Origin of the sequence: Serratia sp. OS31 (genome assembly GCF_014164835.1) — a bacterium.
Classification (GTDB): Bacteria; Pseudomonadota; Gammaproteobacteria; order Enterobacterales; family Enterobacteriaceae; genus Serratia; species Serratia liquefaciens_A.
Window position 1 is genome coordinate 139,157 of sequence record NZ_JACJFQ010000005.1, and the last position, 14,124, is coordinate 153,280.

At 56.3% G+C, this 14,124-nt stretch carries 14 protein-coding genes; 9 read left to right on the forward strand and 5 right to left on the reverse strand.

The features are described from left to right. The first annotated feature begins 45 nt into the window (after positions 1–45). The 6 genes from aspS to ruvB all read left to right on the forward strand — a co-directional run bounded on the left by aspS (position 46) and on the right by ruvB (position 5,388). On the forward strand, positions 46–1,836 hold the full coding sequence (gene aspS, locus H5P17_RS06715; protein WP_182822023.1) for an aspartate--tRNA ligase: 1,791 nt from the start codon (positions 46–48) through the stop codon (positions 1,834–1,836). Further along, positions 1,836–2,282, forward strand: coding sequence for a dihydroneopterin triphosphate diphosphatase (nudB, locus tag H5P17_RS06720; protein WP_020827265.1), 447 nt, complete (start codon positions 1,836–1,838; stop codon positions 2,280–2,282). Before aspS ends, nudB begins: the two co-directional genes overlap by 1 nt. A gap of 19 nt (positions 2,283–2,301) precedes the next feature. Next, complete coding sequence (locus tag H5P17_RS06725) at positions 2,302–3,045, forward strand: YebC/PmpR family DNA-binding transcriptional regulator (RefSeq protein ID WP_182822024.1); 744 nt, start codon at positions 2,302–2,304, stop codon at positions 3,043–3,045. 73 nt (positions 3,046–3,118) lie between these two features. Next, positions 3,119–3,640, forward strand: a complete 522-nt coding sequence (gene ruvC / locus H5P17_RS06730; protein ID WP_044551835.1) for a crossover junction endodeoxyribonuclease RuvC — start codon at positions 3,119–3,121, stop codon at positions 3,638–3,640. A 108-nt stretch (positions 3,641–3,748) separates the two neighbouring features. After that, positions 3,749–4,363: a Holliday junction branch migration protein RuvA gene (gene ruvA / locus H5P17_RS06735; RefSeq protein ID WP_020827262.1), complete on the forward strand. Its 615-nt coding sequence runs from the start codon at positions 3,749–3,751 to the stop codon at positions 4,361–4,363. 20 nt (positions 4,364–4,383) lie between these two features. Beyond that, positions 4,384–5,388 (forward strand): Holliday junction branch migration DNA helicase RuvB, encoded by a 1,005-nt coding sequence (gene ruvB, locus H5P17_RS06740; RefSeq protein WP_182822026.1) that lies wholly within the window; start codon positions 4,384–4,386, stop codon positions 5,386–5,388. Between the two features lie 69 nt (positions 5,389–5,457). Here ruvB and znuB read toward each other — a convergent pair whose 3' ends face one another. Together znuB and znuC are read right to left on the reverse strand one after the other, a co-directional pair. Next, a complete protein-coding gene (gene znuB / locus H5P17_RS06745; RefSeq protein WP_182822028.1) occupies positions 5,458–6,243 on the reverse strand; it encodes a zinc ABC transporter permease subunit ZnuB in 786 nt (261 codons plus the stop codon). Further along, positions 6,240–6,998 (reverse strand): zinc ABC transporter ATP-binding protein ZnuC, encoded by a 759-nt coding sequence (gene znuC, locus H5P17_RS06750; protein WP_182822030.1) that lies wholly within the window; start codon positions 6,996–6,998, stop codon positions 6,240–6,242. The genes znuB and znuC overlap by 4 nt, the downstream gene beginning before the upstream one ends. Before the next feature lie 78 nt (positions 6,999–7,076). On the opposite strand from znuC, the gene znuA reads away from it, so the two are divergent. The 3 genes from znuA (at position 7,077) to lpxM (ending at position 10,504) form a co-directional block, all read left to right on the forward strand. Continuing rightward, positions 7,077–8,042 (forward strand): zinc ABC transporter substrate-binding protein ZnuA, encoded by a 966-nt coding sequence (gene znuA / locus H5P17_RS06755; protein ID WP_182822032.1) that lies wholly within the window; start codon positions 7,077–7,079, stop codon positions 8,040–8,042. A gap of 21 nt (positions 8,043–8,063) precedes the next feature. Then, positions 8,064–9,386, forward strand: a complete 1,323-nt coding sequence (mepM, locus tag H5P17_RS06760) for a murein DD-endopeptidase MepM (protein WP_182822034.1) — start codon at positions 8,064–8,066, stop codon at positions 9,384–9,386. 149 nt (positions 9,387–9,535) lie between these two features. Next, on the forward strand, positions 9,536–10,504 hold the full coding sequence (lpxM, locus tag H5P17_RS06765; RefSeq protein WP_182822036.1) for a lauroyl-Kdo(2)-lipid IV(A) myristoyltransferase: 969 nt from the start codon (positions 9,536–9,538) through the stop codon (positions 10,502–10,504). Positions 10,505–10,571: 67 nt separating this feature from the next. On the opposite strand, the gene H5P17_RS06770 is transcribed toward lpxM, so the two are convergent. The 3 genes from H5P17_RS06770 to H5P17_RS06780 all read right to left on the reverse strand — a co-directional run bounded on the left by H5P17_RS06770 (position 10,572) and on the right by H5P17_RS06780 (position 14,067). Further along, positions 10,572–11,456: a leucine-rich repeat domain-containing protein gene (locus H5P17_RS06770; protein ID WP_182822038.1), complete on the reverse strand. Its 885-nt coding sequence runs from the start codon at positions 11,454–11,456 to the stop codon at positions 10,572–10,574. A gap of 107 nt (positions 11,457–11,563) precedes the next feature. Next, positions 11,564–13,006 carry a pyruvate kinase gene (pyk, locus tag H5P17_RS06775; RefSeq protein WP_044551827.1) on the reverse strand — a complete coding sequence of 481 codons (1,443 nt, stop codon included), beginning with the start codon at positions 13,004–13,006 and terminating at the stop codon, positions 11,564–11,566. Between the two features lie 188 nt (positions 13,007–13,194). Next, the gene (locus H5P17_RS06780) at positions 13,195–14,067 is read right to left on the reverse strand and encodes a MurR/RpiR family transcriptional regulator (RefSeq protein ID WP_182822114.1); all 873 of its coding nucleotides are present in this window, start codon (positions 14,065–14,067) and stop codon (positions 13,195–13,197) included. Between the last annotated feature and the right edge of the window lie 57 nt (positions 14,068–14,124).

The following is a 14,124-nucleotide window of genomic DNA, read 5'->3' on the forward strand; positions in this document are numbered from 1 at the left end:
CGCCAAAAGCCCGCGCGGCATCGGCTTAAGCCAAAAGGATAGCGTATGCGTACTGAATATTGCGGGCAGTTGAATCTGTCCCACGTGGGCCAGGAAGTCACTCTGTGTGGTTGGGTCAACCGTCGTCGCGATCTGGGCGGCCTGATCTTTATTGATATGCGCGACCGCGAAGGCATCGTGCAGGTGTTCTTCGATCCGGACCAGAAGGCCGCGTTCGACAAGGCGTACGACCTGCGCAATGAATTCTGCATCCAGATCGTCGGCACCGTGCGTGCCCGTCCGGACAGCCAAATCAATAAAGATATGGCCACCGGCGAAGTGGAAGTGTTCGCCCATGCTCTGGAGATTATCAACCGCTCCGAGCCACTGCCGTTGGACTCCAACCAGGTCAATACCGAAGAAGCGCGCCTGAAATACCGCTACCTGGATCTGCGTCGCCCGGAAATGGCAGACCGCCTGAAAACCCGCGCCAAAATTACCAGCTTTGTTCGCCGCTTTATGGACAGCCACGGCTTCCTCGACATCGAAACCCCGATGCTGACCAAAGCCACGCCGGAAGGCGCCCGTGACTATCTGGTCCCGAGCCGCGTACATAAAGGCAAATTCTATGCGTTGCCGCAGTCGCCTCAGCTGTTCAAACAGCTGTTGATGATGTCCGGTTTTGATCGCTACTACCAAATCGTCAAATGCTTCCGCGACGAAGACCTGCGTGCCGACCGTCAGCCTGAATTTACCCAGATCGACGTGGAAACTTCCTTCATGACCGCCGATCAGGTGCGTGAAGTGATGGAGAAACTGGCGCGTGAGCTGTGGCTGGACGTGAAGGGCGTAGACCTGGGCGACTTCCCGGTGATGACCTTCGAAGAAGCCATGCGTCGCTATGGCTCGGACAAGCCGGATCTGCGTAACCCGCTGGAGCTGGTGGACGTTGCCGATCTGGTGAAGGATGTGGAATTCAAGGTGTTCTCCGGCCCGGCTAACGATGCCAAAGGCCGCGTTGCCGCGATCTGTGTCCCAGGCGGCGCGCAGCTGACCCGTAAGCTGATCGACGAGTACGGCGCTTTCGTTAACATCTATGGTGCCAAAGGCCTGGCCTGGCTGAAGGTCAATGACCGCGCCGCCGGCATGGAAGGCGTGCAAAGCCCGATTGCTAAATTCCTCAGCGCAGAAGTGCTGGAAGCGATTCTGGCGCGTACCAACGCGCAGAGCGGCGACATTCTGTTCTTCGGCGCCGACAGCTTCAAGATTGTGACCGATGCAATGGGCGCGCTGCGTCTGAAGCTGGGCCGCGATCTGGAACTGACCAAGCTGGACAGCTGGGCACCGCTGTGGGTTGTGGACTTCCCGATGTTCGAAGAAGACGGCGAAGGCGGTTTGTCAGCGATGCACCATCCGTTCACCGCGCCGCGCGACATGAGCCCGGAAGAGCTGGCCAGCACGCCAATTAACGCTATCGCCAATGCCTACGACATGGTGATTAACGGCTACGAAGTGGGTGGCGGTTCCGTGCGTATTCACCGTAGCGAAATGCAGCAGACGGTGTTCGGCATTCTGGGGATTAATGAACACGAACAGCGCGAGAAGTTTGGCTTCCTGCTGGACGCGTTGAAGTACGGCACACCGCCGCACGCCGGTTTGGCGTTTGGCCTGGATCGTCTGGTGATGCTGCTGACCGGCACCGACAACATTCGTGACGTGATCGCCTTCCCGAAAACCACCGCCGCGGCCTGCTTGATGACCGAAGCGCCAAGCTTCGCGAACCCTGCGTCGTTGCAGGAGCTGGCAATCAGCGTGGTAAAGAAAGCGACTGACGATTCAAATGTAGAGAACCAGTAATGAACTACAAGCGTCCCGAGTCTATTCTGGTAGTGATTTATGCCAAATCCAGTGGTCGGGTGCTGATGTTACAGCGGCGCGATGATACCGAATTCTGGCAGTCGGTGACCGGCAGCCTGGAGGAAGATGAGTCGCCGCCGCATGCCGCGCGGCGTGAGGTCATGGAAGAAGTCGGCATCGATATCGAAGCAGAGAAACTGCCGTTGTTCGATTGCCAGCGCTGTGTGGAGTTTGAACTCTTTGTCCATTTGCGACATCGCTATGCCCCGGGAACCACGCGCAATAAAGAGCACTGGTTCTGTCTGGCTTTGCCTGAAGAGCGCGATCCGGTAATCACCGAGCATCACGCCTACCAGTGGCTTGAGGCGGCGGAAGCCGTGAAGTTGACCAAGTCCTGGAGCAATCAGCAGGCGATTGAAGAGTTTGTGATTAATTCAGTCCAGTAATTTTTTTCGGAGATTTTTTATGGCAGGTCATAGTAAGTGGGCCAACACAAAGCACCGTAAAGCAGCGCAGGATTCCAAGCGCGGTAAAATTTTCACCAAAATTATTCGCGAGCTGGTGACCGCCGCGAAACTGGGCGGTGGCGATCCGGGGGCTAACCCGCGTCTGCGTGCGGCGATCGACAAGGCGCTGTCCAACAACATGACGCGCGACACCCTCAACCGTGCCATCGCGCGTGGTGTAGGCGGTGATGATGATACCAATATGGAAACCATCATTTATGAAGGCTACGGCCCGGGCGGCACTGCCGTCATGATCGAGTGCCTGAGTGACAACCGCAACCGTACTGTTGCCGAAGTGCGTCATGCCTTCACCAAGTGTGGCGGTAACCTCGGCACCGACGGCTCCGTGGCTTATCTGTTCACCAAAAAGGGCGTGATCACTTACGCACCGGGCCTGGACGAAGACGTGGTGATGGAAGCGGCGCTGGAAGCCGGCGCTGAAGATATCGTCAGCTACGACGATGGCGCTATCGACGTCTTCACCGCCTGGGAAAACCTCGGCGAAGTGAAAGATGCGCTGACCGCAGCCGGCTTCACCGCCGATTCGGCAGAAGTTTCCATGATCCCATCGACCAAGGCCGATATGGATGAGGAAACCGCGCCTAAGCTGTTGCGCCTGATCGACATGCTGGAAGACTGCGATGACGTGCAGGAGGTTTACCACAACGGTGAGATCTCCGACGAGGTTGCTGCGACGCTGTAATGGGGTTGAAGTACGGCGCTGCCTTGTGGCAGCGCCTGGCGAAGTTAATGCTTAACGCAAGGTGGGTGTAGGGATGACGATCATACTCGGTATCGATCCCGGATCGCGCGTCACCGGTTACGGCCTGGTTCGTCAGCAGGGTCGCCAGTTGAGCTATATTGCCAGCGGTTGCATTCGCACCGTGGTGGACGACATGCCGACGCGCTTAAAGCTGATTTATGCCGGCGTCAGTGAAATCATTACCCAGTTTAAACCGGATTTTTTCGCCATTGAGCAGGTGTTTATGGCGAAAAACCCGGATTCGGCGCTCAAGCTTGGGCAGGCGCGCGGCGTGGCGATTGTCGCTGCGGTGAACCAGGATTTGGAAGTGTTTGAATATGCGGCACGCCAGGTAAAGCAAACGGTGGTCGGTACCGGCGCGGCAGAAAAGGCGCAGGTACAGCATATGGTGCGTTCGCTGCTTAAACTGTCGGCCAATCCCCAGGCCGATGCCGCCGATGCGCTGGCGATCGCCATTACCCACTGTCACCTCAGCCAAAACGTGCTGCGGATGAGCGAAGGGCGATTGAACCTGGCGCGTGGACGTTTAAAGTAGCGCTTAATCAGTTCTGAGGCTGGATATTCATCCAGCCTTTTTTATGTTATAAGCTTTAGCAGCACGGCATGGCAGAAGGTCATGCTCAGGAATTCAGCAGGAGGGTAAATGATAGGTCGTCTCAGAGGTTATATTCTGGAAAAGCAGCCGCCACTGGTGTTACTGGAGGCAAATGGCGTGGGCTATGAAGTGCATATGCCGATGACCTGCTTTTATGAACTGCCCGAACTGGGGCAGGAGGCTATCGTGTTTACCCAATTTGTGGTGCGCGAAGATGCCCAACTGCTGTATGGCTTCAACGATAAACAAGAGCGTGCGCTGTTTCGCGAGTTGATCAAAGTGAACGGCGTAGGCCCTAAGCTGGCGCTGGCCATTCTGTCCGGCATGTCGGCGCAGCAGTTTGTCAGTGCGGTTGAGCGCGAGGAGATCACTTCGCTGATCAAATTGCCGGGCGTAGGCAAGAAAACCGCAGAGCGCCTGGTGGTCGAAATGAAAGACCGCTTCAAAGGGCTTAATGGCGATCTGTTTAACAGCAGCAGCGAAATCACGCTTCCTGCCACGGCGGCGAAAGCTGCCGAACTGGATGCGGAAGCCGAAGCGGCCTCTGCGCTGGTGGCGCTGGGCTACAAACCGCAGGAGGCCAGTCGCATGGTCAGTAAAATCGCCAAGCCGGGTGCAGATTGCGAAACCCTGATCCGCGACGCGCTGCGTGCCGCGCTGTAAGCGCTGATAAGGGGTAGAGAATGATTGAAGCCGATCGCCTGATTTCTGCCGAGCCGATCAATGAAGAAGAAATTCTTGATCGCGCCATCCGGCCGAAGCTGCTGACGGAGTATGTCGGTCAGCCGCATGTCCGCGAGCAGATGGAAATCTTTATTCAGGCTGCCAAGCAGCGTGGCGACGCTCTGGACCATTTGCTGATCTTCGGCCCGCCCGGGTTGGGGAAAACCACGCTGGCCAACATCGTTGCCAATGAAATGGGCGTTAACCTGCGCACCACCTCCGGGCCGGTGCTGGAAAAGGCGGGCGATCTGGCGGCGATGCTGACCAACCTGGAACCGCACGACGTTCTTTTTATCGATGAAATCCACCGTCTGTCTCCGGTAGTGGAAGAAGTGCTGTATCCGGCGATGGAAGATTACCAACTGGATATCATGATCGGTGAAGGCCCGGCCGCACGCTCGATCAAACTCGATTTGCCGCCGTTCACGCTGGTGGGGGCAACTACCCGCGCTGGTTCCCTGACTTCGCCACTGCGCGATCGCTTCGGCATTGTGCAGCGTCTGGAGTTTTATCAGGTTGCCGATCTGCAGCACATCGTTTCACGCAGCGCTAACTGTCTGGGGCTGGATCTATCGGACGAGGGCGCACATGAAGTGGCTCGCCGTGCGCGCGGTACACCGCGTATCGCCAACCGGTTACTGCGTCGAGTACGCGATTTTGCCGAAGTCCGCGCCAATGGCGTGATCAATTGCGAGGTGGCGATGCAGGCGCTGGATATGTTGAACGTTGACGCCGAAGGCTTCGATTACATGGACCGTAAACTGTTGCTGGCGATAATCGACAAGTTCACCGGCGGCCCTGTGGGCCTGGATAACCTGGCGGCAGCGATCGGCGAGGAAAGGGAAACTATCGAGGACGTGATCGAGCCGTTTCTGATCCAGCAAGGTTTCATCCAGCGCACGCCGCGCGGGCGCATGGCCACCAATCATGCCTATAAGCACTTTGGCATGGTGCGCGAAGAGTAAATATTGCTCCGTAATCCATATTAAAAAGGGCCGCTAGTTGCGGCCCTTGTGCTATCTGTAAGAGGAAGGTCAGGCTTGCTGCTTCCTGGACAAGCTCAGGACGAACAGCACCGCCGCGCTCAGCACCACCGATGGGCCGGCCGGAGTATCGTAAAAGGCCGAGAAGGCCAATCCGCCGGTTACTGCCAGCACACCCACCAACACCGCGTAGGCGGCCATTTGTTCAGGGGTCCTGGCGAAGCGTCGTGCGGTCGCGGCCGGAATAATCAGCAGAGAGGTAATGATCAGCGCGCCGACGAATTTCATCGCCAGGCCAATGGTCAGAGCGGTAACCAGCATCAGTACGGTGCGCGCACGAACCAGATTGACGCCGTCGACGTGGGCCAGTTCTGGGCTGACGGTCATCGACAGCAGGTTGCGCCACTGCCACCACAGGATCAACAGGACAACGCTAACCCCAATGGCAATCATCCAGATATCGGTGAGGGTGACCGACAGCAGATCGCCAAACAGATAGGCCATCAGATCGACCCGCACGTTGGACATCAGCGCCACCACCACCAAACCCAACGACAGCGCGCTGTGTGCCATAATGCCGAGCAGAGTATCAACGGATAGTTGCGGACGACGCTCCAGCCACACCAGCACCAACGCCAGCACCAGCGTCACGGCAATCACCGCATAGAAAGGATTCACGTCCAGCAGCAGCCCGAAGGCCACACCCAGCAAAGATGCGTGCGCCAGGGTATCGCCGAAATAAGACATCCGGCGCCAGACCACAAAGGAGCCTAATGGACCGGCAGCGGCGGCCAACAACACCCCGGCCAGCCAGCCGGGTAATAACAGTTCGATCATGCCTCACGGCCCCCGGTTTTCTTCAACACAATTCGTCCTTGCAGGTCGTGACGGTGATTATGGTGGTGACGATAGACCGCCAATTGCTCCGCACCGCGGTTGCCGAACATGGCGATAAACTCAGGATGCATCGAGACCACTTCCGGCGCGCCGGAACAGCAGATGTGTTGGTTGAGGCACAGCACTTCATCGGTTTTCGCCATGACCAGGTGCAGATCATGGGAAACCATCAGGACCGCGCAGCCCAGTTCTTTGCGCAGTTGGTCGATGAGATCGTACAGCGCCAGTTGGCCGTTGACGTCAACCCCTTGCGTTGGCTCATCCAGCACCAGCAGTTGCGGCTTGTTCAGCAGCGCCCGCGCGAGCAGTACGCGCTGATTCTCGCCGCCGGAGAGTTTTTGCATCGGTTGATCGAGCAGGTGCGCTGCCTGCACGCGTTGGAGCGCGGGCAGAATATCGGCTTTCCTGACGCCGGGTTTCAGGCGCATAAAGCGGCTGACGGTGAGCGGCAGGGTGGCATCGAGGTGCAGTTTTTGTGGCACATAACCGATGCGCAGGCCCGGTTCGCGTTCAAGCGTACCTTCCGTTGGCGCAACCAGCCCGAGCACCACGCGGACCAGCGTGGATTTGCCCGCGCCGTTTGGACCGAGCAGCGTCAGAATACGGCCCGGCTGCAGGCTGAGCGAAATATTCGACAGCACCTTGCGGTTACCAAAGGAGACGGAGATATTTTTTAGCGTTGTCAGTGTGGACATCTCATGATTACATTTTGCAGAACTAACCGAATGTTATAATATCACGCCTCGCTGATGAAAACGACGGGATTACTGATAATGGCACATAAAAATAAATGGCTGCAGCGCACGTTGCTGGCTACTGCACTGATGATGGCCGGACCGCTGAGCAGCGCCTCTGCGGCGGTTGTGACCTCCATTCGCCCACTGGGCTTTATTGCATCCGCCATCGCCGACGGCGTAACGCCGACCGAGGTGCTGTTGCCGGATGGCGCCTCGCCGCACGATTTCGCTTTGCGACCTTCCGATATCCAACGCCTGCGCGCCGCCGATCTGGTGGTGTGGGTAGGCCCGGACATGGAAGCTTTTCTGACCAAATCCCTCACGCCGGTATCGGCAAATCGTCAATTGGCCATCAGCGAACTGAGCGGAGTAAAACCGCTGTTGATGAAGGGAGAAGACGACGACCACGAGCATGAACACGACCATGATCATGCAACAGATGCGCATAATCATGCCGTTCATGATGAGGGCGATGGCCACCATCATGGCGAGCATAACATGCACGTTTGGCTGTCTCCGGAAGTGGCAAAAGTGACCGCGATCGCGATTCACGACAGGTTATTGGAACTTATGCCGCAGAATAAGGACAAATTAGACGCAAACCTGCGCCAGTTCGAGAATCTACTGACGCAAACTGACAAAAATGTTGGTAACATGCTCAAGCCTGTGCAAGGCAAAGGATATTTTGTTTTTCATGATGCTTACGGCTATTTTGAGAAACATTTCGGTTTGAGCCCGCTGGGCCATTTCACCGTGAATCCCGAAATCCAACCTGGAGCACAGCGCTTACACCAAATTCGAACACAGTTGGTTGAGCAGAAAGCAGTCTGCGTTTTTGCTGAGCCACAATTCAGGCCGGCCGTAATCAATGCCGTTGCCAAGGGGACCAAAGTGCGTTCTGGAACGCTGGACCCGTTGGGCACCGGCATCGCACTGGGGAAAGACAGCTACGGGAACTTCCTGACTCAGCTGTCGAACCAGTACGTGAGCTGCCTGAAGTAAAGATTATGAGGATAAAATCGAGTGCAGCAGATAGTCCGAACTATCGCTCTGGCGTATAACAATCTGCCACGGCCCCACCGCGTCATGCTGGGGTCGCTGACAGTGGTTACATTGGCCGTTGCCGTCTGGCGGCCTTTTGTTTATCACCCAGAACATAACCCCATCGTTAAAAGCATTGAGTTAGAATCCAGCCAGTTACGTTCCTTGCTGCCAGAAGCCAGCGAACCGATCGATCTCGACCAAGCCACCCCCGATGATGACATCCCACAGGATGAGCTGGACCAGAAGGTCGCCGGCGAGGATGGCGTGCATGAATATGTCGTTTCTACCGGTGATACGCTGGGCAGTATTCTGACCCAATACGGCATAGATATGTCGGATGTCACGCTGTTGGCATCGCAAAACCGCGATCTGCGTAATCTGAAAATTGGCCAACAGCTGTCATGGACGGTGAACGATGCCGGCGATTTGCAGCGTTTGACCTGGGAAGTTTCCCGGCGTGAAACCCGCACCTACGACCGTGTCGGTAACAACTTCAAAGAAACTCAGGAATCGCAGCAGGGCGAATGGCGCAACAACGTGATCAGCGGTCGGCTGAACGGCAGCTTCGTCAGCAGCGCCGGCGATGCCGGTTTGAGCCGTACAGAAATCAATGCGGTGATCAAAGCGCTGCAGTGGCAGCTGGATTTCCGTAAACTGCGCAAGGGCGATCAGTTCTCGGTATTGATGTCCCGCGAACACTTTGACGGCAAGAGCGCACAAAGCCAGCTGTTGGGGGTGCGTATGCGCACCGGCGGCAAAGACTATTACGCCATCCGTGCCGAGGACGGTAAATTCTACGATCGTCAGGGCTCGGGCCTGGCGCGCGGCTTTATGCGTTTCCCTACCATGAAGCAGTTCCGCATCTCTTCAAACTTCAACCCGCGTCGGGTGAATCCGGTCACCGGGCGCATTGCGCCGCACAAAGGCGTCGACTTCGCGATGCCGGTGGGCACCCCGGTGCTTGCTGTGGGTGACGGTGAAGTGTTGATCGCCAAACGCAGCGGTGCCGCAGGCAACTACGTGGCGATCCGCCATGGTCGCCAGTACACCACGCGTTATATGCATCTGAAAAAGCTGCTGGTTAAGCCTGGGCAGAAGGTGAAACGGGGTGACCGTATTGCGCTATCCGGCAACACCGGACGCTCTACCGGCCCGCACCTGCACTTCGAAATGTGGACCAACCAACAGGCGGTCAACCCGCTGACGGCGAAACTGCCGCGTTCAGAAGGGCTGAGCGGCAAAGATCGCAGCGATTATCTGGCGCAGGTGAAAGAAGTGGTGCCTCAGCTGCAGCTGGATTGATCCCTTTGCCCCGGCGCGTTACCGCGCCAGTGATTCCATCGGCCTGATTACGGGCCGATGTTGTTTTATATTGGTGCTTCGCCGTTGTGAATTGCAAAATCACCCTTTGCAATTATGATTAGCCGAACCGCTATGTTAAGAGCTTGTGCATGCAAAACGAGAAAAAATCGAACTCAGAGTTCATCCCGCAATTTCAGAAAGCCTTTTACCATCCGCGCTACTGGGGCGTTTGGCTGGGAACCGGGTTAATGGCCGGTATTTCACTGGTGCCTGCACGCCTGCGCGATCCGGTGCTCGGCGCCGTGGGCAAGTTGGCCGGCAAGGTGGCAAAAGGCGCTCGACGTCGTGCACGCATCAACCTGTTGTACTGCCTGCCTGAGCTGCCGGAAAACGAGCGCGAACATATCATCGACGAGATGTTTGCCACCGCGCCGCAATCGATGATCCTGATGGCGGAGCTGGCCTGTACCCAACCAGAGAAAGTATTGAGGCGCGTTCGCTGGCACGGTGAAGAGGTGCTGGATAAAATCCGTGAAGAAGGGCGTAACGTGATTTTCCTGGTACCGCACGGGTGGGCGGTGGATGTTCCGGCGATGCTGATGGCCGCACGTGGTCAGCCGATGGCAGCGATGTTCCATAACCAAAGCAACCCGCTGGTCGATTATCTGTGGAACACCGTACGTCGCAAGTTTGGCGGTCGCATGCATGCGCGCAATGACGGTATCAAGCCGTTTATCAGTTCAGTACGCCAGGGGTATTGGGGCTATTATCTGCCGGATCAGGATCACGGAGCAGAGCACAGCGAATTCGTGGATTTCTTTGCGACTTATAAAGCTACGTTGCCTGCGGTCGGGCGTCTGATGAAGGTCTGTCGTGCGGCCATTGTGCCGTTGTTCCCGGTGTATGACGGTAAAACCAGCATGCTCGATATCTATATACGACCGCCGATGGACGACCTGGCTACGGCCGACGATCACACCATTGCCCGCCGGATGAATGAAGAAGTAGAGAATCTGGTCGGTCCTAACCCGGAACAGTACACCTGGATCCTCAAACTGCTGAAAACGCGCAAAGAAGGGGAAATCGAACCCTATTCACGCGACGATTTATACCGCTAAGCTCAGTTTTGGCGTCAGGCAAGGGGCAGTCATCTTCGGGTGGCTGCCCCTTGGTGCTTTAAGGGCCTTAAATATGCACCAGGCAACCTTGGGCAATCAGCGGGTCCAGTACGGCAGGCATTTCGGCAAAGTTGTTCCAGCGCAGATCCAATCGTTGTAGCTGGGTCAATTCGGCCAGGCTGTCGGGCAGGGCGCTTAGGCGGTTAGCGCGCAGATCCAACGTGGTCAGTGCCTTAAGCTGCCCAAAGGACGCCGGTAGCTGTTGCAAGCGGTTGGTTCTGAGGTTGAGGTGAGTCAGGTTGACCAGCCGCCCAAAAGTGGTGGGTAGCTGGCCGATAGCGTTATTTTCCACATCCAGCACCCTGAGCGCAGAGAGCTGGGCTATTTGCTCTGGCAGGGCAACCAGACGATTGTTCATCAGGTGCAGTTCCCGAAGAGCGCTCAACTGCCCGAACGTCTCAGGCAACGAGGCAATCTGGTTATTGTAAAGCCGCAGTTCCTGCAGCGCACCGAGTTGCATAATGGCCGTAGGCATTTCACTGAGCTGATTATCCGTCGCATTCAAATACCGCAGTTTATGTAATCGCCCCAGTTCGACGGGCAGATCGCGAAAGGTGTTATCGCTGAGGTATAAATAAGTCAGTTCCCGCAGCTCACCGATCCCGGCGGGTACCTGGTTGGCCTGGTTGTGACCGCAATCGAGCATGGCCAGCTGTTTCAACAGGCCTATTTCAGTGGGCAGTTCGCTGAGTTGGTTGCAAGAGATGTTCAACACCTGCAGATCGGCATGCTGCAAAATCTGCCGTGGGAATTGACGAAGCCGATTGTTGTAAAGACTGATTTTCAGCAGTGAGTTGCCTTGTAGGCAGGCATCGTCCAGGTTTTCCAGCCCCTGATCGTCCAGATCCAGACTTTGTGCCGTGCGGTTTTGCTGTGGGTGTTGATGAAGCATCGAAGGCTCTCCGTTTGCCATGGCGGCGACAGGAGACGAGTTTAACAGGGGGAAAGGGCGGTGCGGGAAAAAATGCCGGCCGCGTTAACGGCCGGCAGCAGGACAGATTACTCGACGCGCAGAATGCGGCTGGTGTTGGTGGTGCCAACGGTTTCCATCACGTCACCCTGGGTGACGATCACCAGGTCGCCTGAGACCAGGAAGCCTTTATCACGCAGACGATTAACCGCGTCATTAGCGGCGATGACGCCATCTTCGTGGCTGTCGAAGTACACAGGGGTAACGCCACGATACAACGCGGTCAGGTTCAGCGTGTGTTCATGGCGCGACATGGCGAAGATCGGCAGGCCGGAGCTGATGCGCGACATCATCAGCGCGGTGCGGCCAGATTCGGTCATGGCGATCAGCGCGGTAACCCCTTTCAGGTGGTTGGCCGCGTACATTGAAGACATGGCGATAGCCTCTTCAATGTTGTCGAACTGTACGTCCAGGCGGTGCTTGGAGACATTGATGCTTGGGATCTTCTCAGCACCGAGGCAAACGCGCGCCATGGCCGCCACGGTTTCTGCCGGGTATTGGCCAGCAGCGGTTTCGGCAGATAGCATCACGGCGTCGGTACCGTCCAGCACGGCGTTCGCCACGTCCATCACTTCGGCGCGGGTCGGCATTGGGTTGGTGATCATCGACTCCATCATCTGGGTCGCGGTGATCACGGCACGGTTCAGGGTGCGGGCACGGCGGATCAGCTTTTTCTGGATGCCGACCAGCTCAGGATCGCCGATTTCGACGCCCAGATCGCCACGGGCAACCATCACTACGTCGGAGGCCAGAATGATGTCATCCATGGCTTCGTCACTGCAGACGGCTTCGGCACGCTCAACCTTGGACACGATCTTTGCGTGGCAGCCAGCATCGCGCGCCAGACGGCGGGCATAGTTCAGGTCTTCGCCGGTGCGCGGGAAGGAAACCGCCAGGTAATCGACGCCGATTTTGGCTGCGGTGACGATATCGGCCTTGTCTTTCTCGGTCAGGGCCTCTGCGGACAGGCCGCCACCCAGTTTGTTAATGCCCTTGTTGTTGGACAGCGGGCCGCCAACGGTCACTTCGGTAAAGACTTTCATGCCCTGAACTTCGAGCACCTTCAACTGTACGCGGCCGTCGTCCAGCAGCAGTACGTCGCCCGGCACCACGTCGGCAGGCAGGCCTTTATAGTCGATACCGACTTTTTCTTTATCGCCTTCGCCCTTGGACATGTTGGCATCGAGCAGGAATTTATCACCGATGTTAAGGAAGATTTTGCCTTCCTTAAAGGTGGAAACACGAATTTTCGGCCCTTGCAGGTCACCCAGAATAGCGACGTGACGTCCCAACTTGGCAGCGATTTCGCGCACTTTGTCGGCGCGAGCCTGATGATCTTCTGCCGTGCCGTGGGAAAAGTTAAGCCGAACTACGTTAGCGCCTGCGGCAATGATCTTTTCCAGATTATTGTCGCGGTCAGTAGCCGGACCCAGGGTGGTAACAATTTTGGTTCTTCTGAGCCGTCTGGACATGTATTACTCCGTTGACTGGTGAAGCAAATTATTGGTGTTGCGATAACGTCGGATAACGAAACCTGGAGTGAAATGTAATTTTACTACACTGATGTTTCACTTGGGTTACCCGCATGAGCGTTGTAACAGGGTACTGCCTCTAATGCCGCCGTTCAGATGATCTTGAACGACAGGTTTTTTCACATCGGTTACGAGTCGAAATTGTTGGGGATAACGACACCCATATCAAAGCGCGATTCTTTCAACGCTTCCTTGACCCGCTTCAAGTTATCTCTGAATTTGGCCCCTCTGCGCAAGGTAAATCCGGTGGCGAGCACGTCTATGAGCGTTAATTGAGCAATTCGTGACACCATCGGCATATAAACGTCGGTATCTTCGGGAACATCAAGCAGCAACGCCAGGGTTGCCTCGTGCGCCAGAGGGGTATCGCGTGAGGTGATGGCGATAACCGTGGCGTCGTTTTCACGCGCCAGCTGCGCCATTTCCACCAGGTTTTTGGTACGGCCGGTGTGGGAGATTAACACCACTACGTCTCCCTCGCTGGAATTCATGCATCCCATACGTTGCATGACGATGTCGTCGAAGTAGACCACCGGGATATTAAAGCGAAAAAATTTGTTCATCGCGTCGTGAGCGACGGCCGCTGAGGCCCCCAGACCGAAGAAAGAGATTTTTTTTGCCTGGGTAAGCAGATCAACCGCACGATTGATTGCGGCAATATCCAAATTTGCCTTTACTGTATCCAGACTGGCCATTACCGATTCGAATATTTTACCGGTATAGGCATCGACGCTGTCATCTTCCTCTACGTTACGGTTTACGTACGGAGTGCCATTGGCCAGGCTTTGGGCAAGATGCAGTTTAAAATCAGGGAAGCCTTTGGTATCTAGACGGCGACAAAAGCGGTTGACGGTGGGTTCGCTGACGTCTGCCATTCTGGCCAGCGTCGCGATACTGGAGTGGATGGCGGTCTGTGGGGAGGCCAGGATCACCTCAGCGACTTTCCGTTCAGATTTGCTCAGCAGCTCCAGATGACTCTGGATTTTTTCCAGCGTATTCATATAACGAGGGTCACTCATGGTTTATACCCGTCGCATTTCAAGCTACAGCGGGGGCGA

Bases quoted from the DNA above. Each gene is read 5' to 3' on its own strand.
- aspS (WP_182822023.1), top strand. From the start codon at position 46: ATGCGTACTGAATATTGCGGGCAGTTGAATCTGTCCCACGTGGGCCAG.
- nudB (WP_020827265.1), top strand. From the start codon at position 1,836: ATGAACTACAAGCGTCCCGAGTCTATTCTGGTAGTGATTTATGCCAAA.
- H5P17_RS06725 (WP_182822024.1), top strand. From the start codon at position 2,302: ATGGCAGGTCATAGTAAGTGGGCCAACACAAAGCACCGTAAAGCAGCG.
- ruvC (WP_044551835.1), top strand. From the start codon at position 3,119: ATGACGATCATACTCGGTATCGATCCCGGATCGCGCGTCACCGGTTAC.
- ruvA (WP_020827262.1), top strand. From the start codon at position 3,749: ATGATAGGTCGTCTCAGAGGTTATATTCTGGAAAAGCAGCCGCCACTG.
- ruvB (WP_182822026.1), top strand. From the start codon at position 4,384: ATGATTGAAGCCGATCGCCTGATTTCTGCCGAGCCGATCAATGAAGAA.
- znuB (WP_182822028.1), bottom strand. From the start codon at position 6,243: ATGATCGAACTGTTATTACCCGGCTGGCTGGCCGGGGTGTTGTTGGCC.
- znuC (WP_182822030.1), bottom strand. From the start codon at position 6,998: ATGTCCACACTGACAACGCTAAAAAATATCTCCGTCTCCTTTGGTAAC.
- znuA (WP_182822032.1), top strand. From the start codon at position 7,077: ATGGCACATAAAAATAAATGGCTGCAGCGCACGTTGCTGGCTACTGCA.
- lpxM (WP_182822036.1), top strand. From the start codon at position 9,536: ATGCAAAACGAGAAAAAATCGAACTCAGAGTTCATCCCGCAATTTCAG.
- H5P17_RS06770 (WP_182822038.1), bottom strand. From the start codon at position 11,456: ATGCTTCATCAACACCCACAGCAAAACCGCACGGCACAAAGTCTGGAT.
- pyk (WP_044551827.1), bottom strand. From the start codon at position 13,006: ATGTCCAGACGGCTCAGAAGAACCAAAATTGTTACCACCCTGGGTCCG.
- H5P17_RS06780 (WP_182822114.1), bottom strand. From the start codon at position 14,067: ATGAATACGCTGGAAAAAATCCAGAGTCATCTGGAGCTGCTGAGCAAA.